The organism is Burkholderia sp. WP9 (assembly GCF_900104795.1).
Taxonomy (GTDB): domain Bacteria; phylum Pseudomonadota; class Gammaproteobacteria; order Burkholderiales; family Burkholderiaceae; genus Paraburkholderia.
Map to the genome: position 1 here is coordinate 2874629 of NZ_FNTG01000001.1, position 13388 is coordinate 2888016.

General features: G+C 63.4%; 9 protein-coding genes. 4 read left to right on the plus strand and 5 right to left on the minus strand.

The features are described from left to right. Nucleotides 1-571 precede the first annotated feature (571 nt). A complete protein-coding gene (locus BLW71_RS12740; protein WP_143048384.1) occupies nucleotides 572-1846 on the plus strand; it encodes an IS256 family transposase in 1275 nt (424 codons plus the stop codon). A 386-nt stretch (nucleotides 1847-2232) separates the two neighbouring features. On the opposite strand, the gene BLW71_RS12745 is transcribed toward BLW71_RS12740, so the two are convergent. The 4 genes from BLW71_RS12745 to aspT (BLW71_RS12760) form a co-directional block, all read right to left on the minus strand. Further along, nucleotides 2233-3456, minus strand: a complete 1224-nt coding sequence (locus tag BLW71_RS12745; RefSeq protein WP_091800780.1) for a pyridoxal-phosphate-dependent aminotransferase family protein — start codon at nucleotides 3454-3456, stop codon at nucleotides 2233-2235. Nucleotides 3457-3608: 152 nt separating this feature from the next. Continuing rightward, nucleotides 3609-5273, minus strand: coding sequence for a bifunctional aspartate transaminase/aspartate 4-decarboxylase (locus tag BLW71_RS12750; protein WP_091796628.1), 1665 nt, complete (start codon nucleotides 5271-5273; stop codon nucleotides 3609-3611). A gap of 91 nt (nucleotides 5274-5364) precedes the next feature. Next, entirely contained in the window at nucleotides 5365-7047 is a 1683-nt protein-coding gene (gene aspT / locus BLW71_RS12755; RefSeq protein WP_091796629.1) for an aspartate-alanine antiporter, read from the minus strand. Nucleotides 7048-7188: 141 nt separating this feature from the next. Further along, nucleotides 7189-8871 carry an aspartate-alanine antiporter gene (gene aspT, locus BLW71_RS12760; RefSeq protein WP_091796630.1) on the minus strand — a complete coding sequence of 561 codons (1683 nt, stop codon included), beginning with the start codon at nucleotides 8869-8871 and terminating at the stop codon, nucleotides 7189-7191. Nucleotides 8872-9313: 442 nt separating this feature from the next. On the opposite strand from aspT (BLW71_RS12760), the gene BLW71_RS12765 reads away from it, so the two are divergent. Further along, a complete protein-coding gene (locus BLW71_RS12765) occupies nucleotides 9314-10312 on the plus strand; it encodes a 2-hydroxyacid dehydrogenase (RefSeq protein ID WP_091796631.1) in 999 nt (332 codons plus the stop codon). Between the two features lie 183 nt (nucleotides 10313-10495). Here BLW71_RS12765 and BLW71_RS12770 read toward each other — a convergent pair whose 3' ends face one another. After that, nucleotides 10496-11113: a plasmid fertility inhibition factor family protein gene (locus BLW71_RS12770; RefSeq protein WP_091796632.1), complete on the minus strand. Its 618-nt coding sequence runs from the start codon at nucleotides 11111-11113 to the stop codon at nucleotides 10496-10498. A 118-nt stretch (nucleotides 11114-11231) separates the two neighbouring features. Between BLW71_RS12770 and BLW71_RS12775 the strand changes: the two genes are divergently transcribed. Beyond that, nucleotides 11232-12026, plus strand: coding sequence for a crotonase/enoyl-CoA hydratase family protein (locus tag BLW71_RS12775; protein ID WP_091796633.1), 795 nt, complete (start codon nucleotides 11232-11234; stop codon nucleotides 12024-12026). A 192-nt stretch (nucleotides 12027-12218) separates the two neighbouring features. Next, nucleotides 12219-13385: an MFS transporter gene (locus BLW71_RS12780; protein ID WP_091800783.1), complete on the plus strand. Its 1167-nt coding sequence runs from the start codon at nucleotides 12219-12221 to the stop codon at nucleotides 13383-13385. Nucleotides 13386-13388: the final 3 nt, after the last annotated feature.

The following is a 13388-nucleotide window of genomic DNA, read 5'->3' on the forward strand; positions in this document are numbered from 1 at the left end:
CGGCAACCAATTCCGAAATTGCCCAATAATCTGCCAGAGCAAAAGACTACGCCGCAGAAGAAACTTCCGCAGAAACCGCAGCGAATGATTCGCGAAACGTGTGCCCAATCCGATTAGCGAGATGCATGACCGAGTCATGCGTGACGACATTTCTGAGAGGCGAGATGTGTCCAGTTGCCTTCAACAATCAGCGGGCATTTATGGGCCGACGTTGCCCTGCTGAAGTGCGAGCCACGTTTGGTGCGCGGAGCACGTTGAACCTTACCGTCTGTGCGACCTGCGCGAGCCGAAGCCGGTGGGCCTTCGGCGCAAACGAATAGACATGGGCCAACCCCGTTGTGCTGAAATGAGAGGCGCGTTTGACGCGGAGCGTATTGAACCTCACCGGCCGAGCGCCACCGCCAAGGCGAAGCCGACAGCCCGACCGCGCAAAAATTGATGATGGGCCGCCGCGGTCCTGCTGAAACGCAAGAGGCGTTCGGCGCGCAGAGCGTACTGAAACACACCGGCCGAACGCCATCGCCGAGGCGAAGCGGGCCGAGGCATATCATGAAGGATGAAGATCATGGATATGCCAATCATGAAGAAGAGACGCACTGTCGCCTCGCAGGCAGCGGCCCGCGGGCCGCTGCCTGCACTGCCAGAAGCGCTGCTCGATGAACTGGTGAAGGGCCCGATGACGCCCGCCGAGGTTCAGGACCTGATGCTGGCGTTCAACAAGGCACTGATCGAGCGGGCGATGGGCGCCGAGATGAGCATGCATCTGGGCTACCGGCCCGGCCAGCCCAGGCCCTCTGAGCAGACCAACGAGCGCAACGGCGCCAGCGGCAAGACGGTGATCACCGAGCGCGGCCCGGTCAGGGTCGATCTGCCGCGCGACCGCGATGGCAGCTTCGAGCCGATCCTGATTCCCAAACACGAGCGCCGATTCACGGGCTTCGACGAGCGCATTATCGCGATGTACGCCCGGGGCATGAGCGTGCGCGAGATTCAGGCGTTTCTGGCCGAAAGCTACAGCACCGAGGTCTCCCCCGACTTCATCAGCTCGGTCACCGACGAAGTCATGGCCGAAACGCTCGCCTGGCAGAGCCGTCCGCTCGAGCCGATGTATCCGGTGGTGTTCTTCGACGCGCTGCGCGTGAAGATCCGTGGCGACGGCGTGGTGAGCAACAAGGCAGTGTATCTGGCGCTGGGCATCCAGGCCGACGGTCAGCGCGACGTGCTCGGCCTGTGGATCGAGCAGACCGAAGGTGCGAAGTTCTGGCTGAAGGTGTTCAACGAACTGAAGACCCGGGGCTGCCAGGACATCCTGATCGCGGTGGTCGACGGCCTGAAGGGGCTGGCCGAGGCGATCGGCACGGCGTACCCGCGCACGGCCGTGCAGACCTGCATCGTGCACCTGATCCGCAACAGCCTGGAATACGCCAGCTACAAGGATCGCAAAAGCGTCGCCGCAGCGCTGCGTCCGGTCTACGCCGCCGCGAACGAACAGGCCGCGCAGCAGGCCCTGGAGGCCTTTGCCGAAGGGCCATGGGGCGCGAAGTACCCGACCATCGTGCAGTCGTGGCGACGGGCGTGGGAGAACGTCACGCCGTTCTTCGTGTTTCCGCCCGACATACGCCGGGTGGTGTACACCACGAACGCCATTGAGAGTCTGAACATGCAACTACGCAAGATCATCAAGACCCGCGGCCACTTCCCCAACGACGAGGCCGCCATCAAGTTGCTCTGGCTGGCGCTGCGCAATGTGCTCAACAAGTCCGTGCGAACGGCATTCGACTGGTCGAGCGCCATGAATCAGTTCGCTATTCTGTTTGGTGAGCGTTTTACTCAGGCACGCGGTTAATTCCGCTAACCGCCTCGCCCACAAAAATACGGACAGGTTCGGCGAAGCCGACGGCCCCCACTCACCCAACTAAAAACACCGGTTTTGAACAGCCCTTCCGGCGAGCGCGAAGCGCGAGGCGGGAAGTATGACGGCCTTGTCACGAAGGCCGAATGTGCGAGGACACAGATTCCAGATGCGCCACTACCGTGACTGTGCGGGGGACCCGCTTATGAGCTAGCGGTTCAAAGCGGCTTTCTTTGCCTACTTTCTTTGCCGCGGCAAAGAAAGTAGGTGCCGCCCCGCACAGGGGCAACGCTAATAGACCACAAAGCCAGCAAGGACAGGCCAACACCCCCAAAACCACCACCAACAAACAACCACCGCCGAGCAGGCAAAAAACCCGATCACCTCCCCCCCGACAACCCTCTCTCCAAAGCCGCAACCCCCGCCGGCAAATCCACCTTAACCCCAAGATCAACCATAGTCCGCCCGAGCGCATGCACAGTACGAAAAAGATTATGTTCCCGACACTGCTCCCCCATCTGCCCGACGCGAACAATCGGCAACCCAAACGACCCCGAAATCTCCACCTGATGCATCCGCGAAATATGCGCACAAACATCCGCAGGACTAAACCGATCAGGCACCTCAATCCCCACAACCGAATTCAACCGACAAGCCTCCGGCGCATACAACCGAAGCCCCATCGCCACAACCCCATCCTGCAACGCCAGCGAACACCTCAAATGCCGAGCAAACCGCTTCTCGAGCGTCTCGGCACACACCAACCGCAAAGCCTCATGCAAAGCCAGAACCCCAGAAACAGGCGCCGTATAGTGATACCCCGCGTTATGCCAAAAATTCTCAGCAAGCGTCGCATCCAGACACCAATGCGCATTCGGCGCCGTGCGCCCCTTAACCCTCTCCCACGCCGCATCTGAAAACGCAATCAACGACACGCCCGGAATCGACGACAACCCCTTCTGCCCACCCGTAATCACCGCATCGATCCCCCAGGCATCCATTTCCAACGGCATCGTGCTCAACGTGCAAACCGCATCGACGATCACCAGCGCGCCGGCCGCTTTCGCCAACGCGGCAATTTCCTTCAGCCGATAATTCCACACCGTATTGGACGTCTCGCCCTGCACCACCGTCACGATCTCAGGCCGCTCGCGCCGGATCGCCTCGGCAATCTCTTCGAGGCTCGCCACCGTCCGGTCGGCAACATCGAGCGTGCTCACCCGCGCGCCGACGCGCCGGCCCATCTCCGCCATCCGTTCGCTGAAGAAGCCGTTCTTGATGGACAGCACCCGCGTGCCTTCCCACGCCAGGTTCGAGATCGCCATCTCCATCGCGGCCGAGCCGGGTCCGGCCACACCCAGCACCCATTTCGAATTCGTCTGGAACACATAGCGCGCCATCGACTTCACCTGCCCAATCACCTTCACCATCGTTGCGCCCAGGTGATTGATCACGATCGCATTGGCCTTCGCCACGGCCGCGGGAATCGGCACGGGGCCGGCACCCATCATCAGGAGCGGCTCTTCGGGAAGAATGGCGTCGAGCGACTCGACAACCGGACAGGGCACTGCAAAAGAGGCGGATGTGAATGATGAAGTCGGCATGATGATCGGTACGTGAATGTCAGGACGCGAAGGAGCAAACGGCCCCGCCAGCATGGACGCTGGCGAGGCCGCGTGTTCGATCATTCACCGATCCGCGCAGTTGCGCAAGTTTTTTGACTATGCGTGACGCCACGACACCGTCGACAAAGCCGTCATTTCACCGTGGTCTTGTCGAGTTTCTTGCCGGTCGCCGCGTTGAAACGCTCGACATACTCCTCGATCAGCTTGCGCAACGCGCGCCCGATCTGCCGGTAGTCGGCTTCGTTCAGGTTCGCCAACGACACGCGCCCCGACGGATGCTGCGTGCCGAAGCCAAGGCCCGGCAGCAGCACGACCCGCGCCTCGCGAGCAAGGCGGAACAGCATTTCGGATGGCTGCGTGTTCTTCAGCAGCCAATCGACGAACTCACGCCCGAACATCCGCTCGCCGAGGAATTCGACGTCGAGAATCGTGTAGTAGTCGACCTGATTCGGATCGTCGTCCTCGAAGGAAATGCCGACCTCTTCGTAAAGCGCCTGCTTGCGCTTGCGAATCAAACGCTTCAACGCGTTCTTGTAGGCGTCCGGCGTGTCCATCAGCGAGAACAGCGAAAACAGCACCATCTGCACCTGCTGCGGCGTCGACAGACCCGCGGTGTGATTCAGCGCGACCGTGCGGCTGTCGGCCACCAGCCGGTCGATGAACTTGAGCTTGTCCGGCTCCGTCGTGATCGATTCGTAGCGCTCGTGCAACTGCTTCTTCGTGTCTTTCGGCAACTCGGCGATCAGCCTGTCAAGCACGTTGTCGCGATGCGTCGCGATCGTGCCGAGGCGCCAGCCGGTCGCACCGAAATATTTCGAGTACGAATACACGAGAATGGTGTTCTTCGGCGCGAGCGCGAACAACGAGACGAAGTCGTCGGCAAAGGTGCCGTACACGTCGTCGGTCAGCAGGATCAGATCGGGCCGTTCCTTGACGATCTCGGCAATGTATTGAAGGCTTTCGTCATTGATCTTCACCGAAGGCGGATTGCTCGGGTTCACGAGAAAGAACGCCTTCACCTTCGGATCGCGCAGCTTGTCGAGTTCCTTCTTCGAATACTGCCAGCCATTGGCCACGTCGGCTTCGAGATTGACGACGTTCAACCGGTAGTCGTTCAGGCGCGGAATCTCGATGTAGGGCGTGAAGATCGGCATGCCGAGCGCGATCGTGTCACCCGCCTTGATCAGGTGATTCTCGCGCAGCGTGTTGAAGATATACGTCATCGCGGCCGTGCCGCCTTCCACCGCGAATATGTCGAATTCGCCGACAAAAGGATGGTCGCCGATCATCTCCTTACGCAGATACTGCCCGACGATCAGTTCGGACAGCTTCAGCATGCGGTCCGGCACCGGGTAGTTTGAGGCGAGAATGCCCTCGCACATTTCGTAGAGAAAGTCGCCGGCCGAGTAACCCAGCTGATCGCGCACGTACGACACCGCACCGCGCAGAAAGTCGATGCCGGCCACGCCCTTGTTCTCGCGCAGGAATAGATCGAAGCGCTCTTCGAGGCCGTCGTGCCGCGGAAAGCCGCCCACGCCCTCAGGCATGTAGGCGAACGAGCGCTCCGACTCGCGCATCGCAAAGAGACCGAGTTGCCAGAAGCCGTGGCGCGGAATCGTCGCGAGAAAATTCGGGTTGCCGCGCCCGGCGTTGAGCATCGACGCATTGGCGGGTCGTTCCACGGCGCTGCCGCCGGCGGCCTTGATCAGTTCGTCCTTCAACTCGAACGGGCTCAGCGCCGACATGCCCGGTTGCGCCATATCCGCACGTTTCTTGTCGCCCTTCTCTTTTGCCATGATGCGTTCTCCAATGAGCCTGGTGAAAGATGCCGGCGCGGCGAACGATCGCCCGGTTAGCGCCGGCGTAACAGAGATCGATAGACGCGCGCTACACGAGCCCGACCACGAGCGGGCCGAGCAGTGTCAACGCGACGTTCGCGATCGCGTACGTGATCGCGAACGGCACGGTCGGCACGGAGCTTTCCGCCTTGTCGAGCACGCCGCCGAAGGCGGGATTCGCACTGCGCGAGCCGGTCAGCGCCCCCGCGAGAATGGCCGCGTTGTTGTACTTCAGCACGTAGCGGCCGAACAGCATGGTGAGCAACAACGGAAACAACGTGACGAACACGCCGAGCAGGAAGATCGTCAAGCCGCTCTGTTTGACGGTGACTACCGCCTGCAGGCCGGAGTTCAAACCGACCACCGCCACGAAGGCCGCGAGGCCGAAGTCCTTCAGCAGTTGCGAGGCCGCCGTCGGCATCACGCCATACATCGGATACTTGCCGCGCATCCAGCCGAACAGCAACCCGGCCAGCAGGCAGCCGCCGCCCGAGCCGAGCGTGAGCGGAATGCCGGCGACGTCGACGACGATCAGCCCGATCAGCAGACCGAGTACGAGGCCGACGCCCATGTAGATGAAGTCGGTCTTGTTGGTGTACGGCAGCTCGTAGCCGGCCGCTTCGACGGCGCGCTTGGTGTCTTTCGGCGAACCGTAGAAAGTGATGACGTCGCCGTGCTCCAGGATGGTTTCCGGCAGTACCGGCAGTGGCTGACCGGCACGCGAAATACTCTGGATGTAGACGCCGTGCCGCATATCGCGATCCACCACTTGCCGCGCGGCGGCGATCGTCGTGTGGTTCATGCCCTTGCGCGTGAACACGCCTTCGCGTGTCTGCATGACGACGCCGACATCTTCGACGGCGGCAACCTCGCCGCCGGCCGCGCCGAATTCGACCACGGCCTCGCGGCGCCCCACCACGAGCACCACGTCGTTGGGTTTCAGCACCAGATCGGGCGCCGGGTCGAGCGGCTGGCCGTCACGCTTGATCCGCTCGATCGTCAACAGGTCTCGATGCTGCGTCTCGACGGCTTTCACCGTTTTCCCTGCGCTGACATCGATCGTGTACGCGCGGCCGACCATCTCGGGCAGCGCGGAGAGTTGCCCCGGCCCGGTGGCCGTCGCACCCGCGGTCAGTTCGCGTTCCACTTCGAGCGAGGCATCGCGCAAACTTTGGCCCATGAATTTGGGCAGGATATTCACGCACACGATGATCGCGCCCAACGAGCCGAACACATAGGTCACCGCGTAGGCGATCGCCACGTCCGATTGCAACGACTTGACCTGATCGGCGGGCAGGCCGAGACGCGCAATCGCGTCGCCCGCCGTGCCGATAATCGCCGATTGCGTCAGCGCGCCGCCCGCGAGTCCGGCGGCGAGCCCCTTGTTGAGGTGGAACAGCTTCGCGCACACCACCACGGTGATCAGCGCGGTGACCGCCAGAAACACGGCCATGGCAATCTCACGCAGCGTCTTGCGGTTCAGCGAGTTGAAGAAGCCCGGGCCGGAGTCGTAGCCGACCGCGTAGATGAAGACGGCGAACATGACCGACTTCACGCCGTTGTCGATCGTCACGCCCGCCTGACTGATCACCACCGCAGCCAGCAGCGAGCCGCCCACGCCGCCCAACTGAAACTTGCCGAAGTTGATCTGTCCGATGAAGTACCCGGCCGCGAGCGACAGAAATAGCGCCATCTCCGGAGATTTCTGAAAAATATGATGTAGCCAGTCCATCGTGCCCTCGCTGGATAGTTTGCGATACTGAGTACTGGTTGCTGCCCGCGCAGGCGAGGCGCAATCGTGTCGCGCCGCGCGTGCCGTCTGCTGCATCGGCCAAACGTGGCATGGCTTGCCACGCCCGGCACATCTGGCCGCCTAGTGGAATTTCCCGGCGAGGCCGACTACCACCGGCCCCATTAGCGGCAACAGAATGTTCGAGAGTGCATACGTGATCGTGTAGCCGATCACCGGGGTGGAGTTGCCGGTAACGCCCACCAGTGCGCTGATCGCTGGCGTGCTGCATTGCTGGCCTGCGATCGCGCCGAGCAGCATGGGCGCCTCGAGCTTGAGAAACATGCGGCCGATCCAGAGCGACAGCAGACCGGGCACGAGCACCATCAGAATCCCGGCCACCGGCAATGCGAGTCCGTACTCGCGCACCAGCTTGATGGCGTCCGGTCCCGCCGACAAACCCACCGCGGCGATGAAAGTGGCGAGGCCGAAGTCCTTGAGGATTTGCGCCGCCGCCGAAGGCAGCGAGCCGATCACCGGATAACGCGAACGGATCCAGCCGAACAGCAGCCCCGACAGCAGACAGCCACCGCCCGTGCCGAGCGCGATCGACACGCCGCCGACCCGCCCGCCGAGATGACCGATCGCCATGCCGACCAGCACGCCGAGCCCCAGATAAACGAAGTCGGTCTTCTGCGTGGCCGCGACCACGTAGCCCAGACGCTTCGCGCCGCGCAGGACATCCGCCTTGCCGCCCACCAGCGTGAGCACGTCGCCGCGATTGAGTTCGGTGCCGGGCAGCGCGGGCACTGTGGTCTCGAGTCGCGTGACCGCCGCGATGTAGACGCCGCGGCCGTTTTCGGGCGCCGCCTGCTCGCGCACCTGCGCGACCGTCAGGCCGTGCAGGTCGCGGCGTGTCAGCACGACGTCGAGCTTCTCGGCCATCACCTGGCCGAAGTCCGCGCCGTCCACTTCGGCACCGAGACCTGCGGCGGCCGCCACGATCGCTTCGCGCCGCCCGCCCACCAGAATGACGTCGCCTCGCGTGAGCGTGAGTTGCGGTTCGGCGGGCACCTCCGCGCCATTGCGCCGGACCCGCTCGACCGTCAGGTTGAAGCCGTACTGCTGTTCGAATGCCCGGATCGTCGTGCCGGCCGCCGCGCCGACTTCGAACGCGCGGCCCACGAGCGCCGGCGCGGCAGCGCGCTGACCCTCGCCATACGCGCCGTCGCCACCGAGCTTGCGCCACACGCGCTCGGCTTCGTCGCGCAGATTGACGCGCAACAGCAGCGGCGCGAACTGGCTGGTGAAGAGCACGATGGTGATCAGGCCGAACAGGTAGCTCACGCTGTACGCGGTCACGATGTTGGCCTGCAAGCGCAGCGTTTCGGAATCGCTGAAGCCGAGCTTGGAAATCGCCTCGGACGCCGTGCCGATCACGGCCGACTCCGTCGCCGCGCCGGCCAGTAGACCGGCCGCCGTGCCGGCGTCGAGCCGCATGACGACCACGGCGATCATGATCAGCGCCAGCACGGAAACGATCTCGACCACCGACAGCAGACCGTAGCGCCAGCCGCGCCCGACATTGGCGAAGAACTGCGATCCGCCGGTGAAGCCCAGCGCGAAGATGAACAACGCGAACGCGATGTTCTTCAGATCGGGAGCGAGGCGTGCGCCTGTCTGGCCCAATAGCAACGCGACGATCAACGTGCCGCACACGCCGCCCAGCTGAATGGGTCCGATGCGGAACGAGCCAATGAAATATCCGATTGCAAGGCTTGCGAACAGCGCGATCTCGGGTTGAGATCTCAGCAATTCACCGATCATGTTGGCTCGCCGATTTTTGGGTTGATTGGCAGGATGCCGAAAGATTCATTCCCCAAATACCAATGAATTCATTTTCACCCAGTATGTCGCGCCACATTACTCAACCGGCATAGCGACTGAGTGAAAACACAATTTATGGCAATTGAATGACGCGAATCGCGTCCAAGGGGAGATGCCGCATTGCAACGGCGTCCGTGGCGGTGGAACGGATTTTCGATAGCTCGACAGTCACTCTTTCCTCGCGAAGTAGCCCAACGCCGTGAAAAAGACTTAGTCTGCTGATGGCCAATTATTACAGCATGAGTGAACATGCTTTCTTAAGACTGCTTTTTTAATAAATATTGTAGTTCGGCGAAGCTGTCAATATTATTTTCAACTCCTGGCCAATTCATCTTCGCAAAAAATGATCTTTAGCATTGGCACGCCATCTTCGGAGTCCGACATGCGCATGATTCTTTTCAGCAGCCGCCAGTACGACAGCGACACGTTCAGCGAAGCCAATGCGTCACACTGCTATGAGCTGCATTTCCAGGAATCGCACCTCGACAGCGAGACCGCCGTCCTCGCCCAAGGCTATGAAGTGGTGTGCCCGTTCGTCAACGACAGCGTCGATGCGGCGGTACTGGAGCGGCTCCATGCCGGCGGCACGCGCATGATCGCGCTGCGCTCGGCGGGCTTCAATCACGTCGATCTGGCCGCGGCCGAACGCCTCGGCATCACCGTCGCGCGGGTGCCCGCCTACTCGCCGCACGCCGTGGCCGAGCATGCGGTCGGCTTGATCCTGGCGCTGAACCGGCGTTTGCCGCGCGCCGCCGCACGCACGCGCGAAGGCGACTTTTCACTGCATGGACTGCTCGGCTTCGATCTTCACGGCAAGACCGTGGGCGTGATCGGCACCGGCATGATCGGTCGTGTGTTCGGCCGCATCATGGCGGGCTTCGGCATGCAGGTGCTGGCGCACGATCCCGGCACGCCCGCCGACGACCTGCTCGCGCTCGGCGCCCGCTATGTGCCGCTCGACACGCTGCTCGCCGAGTCCGACGTCGTCAGCCTGCATTGCCCGCTGGTGACGGGCACGTACCACCTGATCGACGCCGCCGCGCTCGCGAAGATGAAGCGCGGCGCGATGCTGATCAACACGGGCCGCGGCGGTCTCGTCGAAAGCAATGCATTGATCGGCGCGTTGAAGGACGGCCAGCTCGGCCACCTCGGGCTCGACGTCTATGAAGAAGAAGGCGGCCTGTTCTTCGAGGACCACTCGAACCTGCCCTTGCAGGATGACGTGCTGGCGCGCCTGCTGATGTTCCCGAACGTGATCGTCACCGCGCACCAGGCGTTCTTCACCCGCGAGGCGATGAGCGAGATCGCGCAGACCACGCTCGCGAACGTCGCGGCGTGGCAGGCCGGCACGCCGCGCAACGTGGTGCGCGCGGCGGTTTAGATTCCACTGCTGGTGTTTTGCGGTGTCGCTTGGATCGCTTTGCGCGCGCCCGCTTAAACGCCGCTACTGCTGTTCAGCGAAGTCGCGCAGACCAGCGTGCGCCCGCCCGTTAAGCGCCGATACCTTAGGCACCGCCGCTGTGGTTCAGCGAAGTCGCGCGTAGATCGCCATGCGCACGCCCGCTTAAACTCCGCCGCTGCCGTTCAGCGGCGTCGCGCGGACCGCCGTGCGCGCGTCGTCTGCCGCGCCGCAAAGCTCACGCAGCAACATCGCTTCGCGCTCGTGCACTTCCACCGGAAACCAGCGCGCGCCCGCGTCGGCCAGATAGCGCGCGCGATGCTGGCCATTGCGGAAGGCCACCACGCCCTCGCGCTCCAGCCCGAACCAGCCGAGCAGACCCGGCCCGCGACGCGTCGAGATCGTCACGTACGGCATCTGCGGAATGCGCGGGTTCTCCGGATCGAGAAACTCGCGAATGCCGCGCACCTTGCCGGAATGCCATTCGGCGACCGGCTTCAAAACATAATCGGTGTTGTCGCGATCGGCGCACACGAGCAGCTTGCGCACGTCGACGAGCACGACCTGATGGCGCGTGCCATCCGTGACGAAGACGCGTTTCAGGCGCACATGGTCGTACCATGAATGCTCTTGCAGCGGCACGGTCCAGACCGTCTCGGCACAAGCCGGCGCGGCGGTTGACGATGAATTGGACAAGGGCAAAGGCAGGCTCGATAAGCCGGCGAAATATCGCCAGCGCGTTAGGAGAGCGCTAAAGCTACGAGCCGATTGTGAAAGAAGCATGACAGGCCACGGTATTAACTACGCTGCATGAACACACCGCGCGAAAACCCGAATGAGCAGGTAACGCGGATCGATACGGAGACAACGATGGTAACCATCGCATAATTTCAATGACCACGTGCGCATCGAAGCTAATGAGGATATCGGCGTCGCCACGATCGTTCTTGAGCGGCCCGCGCGTCGCAATGCCGTCGACCGTCCTGTCGCGCAAGCGCTCAGCGCCGCGTTCGCCCGCTTCGAAGCGGAGCCGGCCTGGCGCGCGGCGGTGCTGTTCGGCGCGGGCGGCACCTTCTGCGCCGGCGCGGACCTGACCGCTCTCGCCGACGACACCCGCCGCAACGAGCTACACGCCGACGGTCGCGGCCCCGGTCCGATGGGACCGACGCGCATGAGGTTCAGCAAGCCGGTCGTCGCCGCGATTGCGGGCTATGCGGTCGCGGGCGGTCTGGAATTGGCCGCAATGTGCGATCTGAGAGTGGTCGAAGACGACGCCGTACTCGGCGTGTTCTGCCGTCGTGTCGGAATTCCGTTGATCGACGGCGGCACGATCCGCCTGCCGCGTCTGATCGGACTGTCACGCGCGCTGGACCTGATTCTGACCGGCCGCGCGGTGAGTGCGCAGGAAGCGCTCAGCTTCGGCCTCGCCAACCGCGTCGTAGCCAAAGGCACGGCACGCGCGGCAGCCGAACAGCTGGCGGCGGAGCTCGCCGCGTTGCCGCAGGCGGCGTTGCTCGCCGATCGCCGCTCCGTGCTGGAAAACAGCATGCTGGATGATTTCGCGGAAGCACTGCGTCGCGAAGGCGCGGGCGGCTATCAGGCCGTCTTCGAAGAAGGCGTGGCCGGCGCGGCGCGTTTCGCCGGAGGCGCAGGCCGCCACGGCAACATCTTCGATACCGGCGACGGCCCACGTTAGCCAAAAAGCGAGTTCGAGCCGCCGCGGTTTTCAGCGAAAAACAACAACGGCCCTGACGCTCAGCAAGGCTGTTTTGACTTAGGTAGAATCCCCTACTGCTTTACCCCCTTGTCCGGCGCACGCGTTCTCGCCCCGAAAACGCGCGCCGGCCGCGCGACGTTCCCCCGTCGCGCCGATTCACGCTCCTTCATCATGCCTTTGCCTCTGCTCGCCCTTGCCGTTGCCGCTTTTGGAATCGGTACCACCGAATTCGTGATCATGGGGCTGCTGCCCGATGTCGCGCGCGACCTGGCCGTCTCGATCCCGGCGGCCGGCATGCTGGTGTCGGCGTATGCGCTCGGTGTCACCATCGGCGCGCCGATCGTCGCGATCGCGGTTGCCAACATGCCGCGCAAGAAGGCGCTGATGAGTCTGATCGGCGTGTTCATCGTCGGCAATCTGCTGTGCGCGGTTGCGCCGGGTTACGCGGTGCTGATGGCCGCGCGCATCGTCACGGCGTTCTGCCATGGCGCGTTCTTCGGCATCGGTTCGGTGGTGGCTGCCGGCCTCGTCGCGCCGAACCGCCGTGCGCAAGCCATCGCGTTGATGTTCACGGGCCTCACGCTCGCCAACGTGCTGGGCGTGCCGCTCGGCACCGCGCTCGGCCAGGCGGTGGGCTGGCGCGCCACCTTCTGGGCGGTGACGGGCATCGGCCTCGTCGCGGCAGCCGCGCTCGCCGTGTGCCTGCCGGCGAAGATCGAAATGCAGAAGGCGAGCCTCGTCCGCGAATTCAGCGTGTTGAAGAACCCGCAAGTGCTGATGGTGCTCGGCATCAGCGTGCTCGCATCGGCGAGTCTCTTTTCCACCTTCACGTACATCACGCCGATTCTCGAAGACGTGACCGGCTTTACGCCGCATGCCGTGACCCTCGTGTTGCTGCTGTTCGGTCTCGGCCTGACGGTGGGCAGCACGCTCGGCGGCAAGCTCGCCGACTGGCGGCTGATGCCTTCGCTGGTGGCGTTTCTGCTCGCCATCGTCGTCATCCTGACCATCTTTGCCGGCACCATGCATGCCGAAATCCCGGCGATGATCACGATTTTCGCCTGGGGCGTTCTCGCTTTCGCCATCGTGCCGCCGCTGCAAATGCTGATCGTCGACCGCGCGAGCCATGCGCCGAATCTGGCTTCGACCTTGAACCAGGGCGCCTTCAACCTCGGCAATGCGACGGGCGCGTGGCTCGGCGGCATGGCGATCGGCGCGGGCGCGCCGCTCACGACGCTGCCGTGGGTCGGCGTGGCGACCTCGATCGGCGCGCTCGTGCTGACGCTGTGGTCGGTGTCGATCGACCGGCGCGCGCAACGGGTCGCCGTGGCGGGCTGATTG

Excerpts from the sequence above, each read along its gene's own strand:
- BLW71_RS12740 (WP_143048384.1), top strand. The coding sequence starts at position 572 with ATGCCAATCATGAAGAAGAGACGCACTGTCGCCTCGCAGGCAGCGGCC.
- BLW71_RS12745 (WP_091800780.1), bottom strand. The coding sequence starts at position 3,456 with ATGCCGACTTCATCATTCACATCCGCCTCTTTTGCAGTGCCCTGTCCG.
- BLW71_RS12750 (WP_091796628.1), bottom strand. The coding sequence starts at position 5,273 with ATGGCAAAAGAGAAGGGCGACAAGAAACGTGCGGATATGGCGCAACCG.
- aspT (WP_091796629.1), bottom strand. The coding sequence starts at position 7,047 with ATGGACTGGCTACATCATATTTTTCAGAAATCTCCGGAGATGGCGCTA.
- aspT (WP_091796630.1), bottom strand. The coding sequence starts at position 8,871 with ATGATCGGTGAATTGCTGAGATCTCAACCCGAGATCGCGCTGTTCGCA.
- BLW71_RS12765 (WP_091796631.1), top strand. The coding sequence starts at position 9,314 with ATGCGCATGATTCTTTTCAGCAGCCGCCAGTACGACAGCGACACGTTC.
- BLW71_RS12770 (WP_091796632.1), bottom strand. The coding sequence starts at position 11,113 with ATGCTTCTTTCACAATCGGCTCGTAGCTTTAGCGCTCTCCTAACGCGC.
- BLW71_RS12780 (WP_091800783.1), top strand. The coding sequence starts at position 12,219 with ATGCCTTTGCCTCTGCTCGCCCTTGCCGTTGCCGCTTTTGGAATCGGT.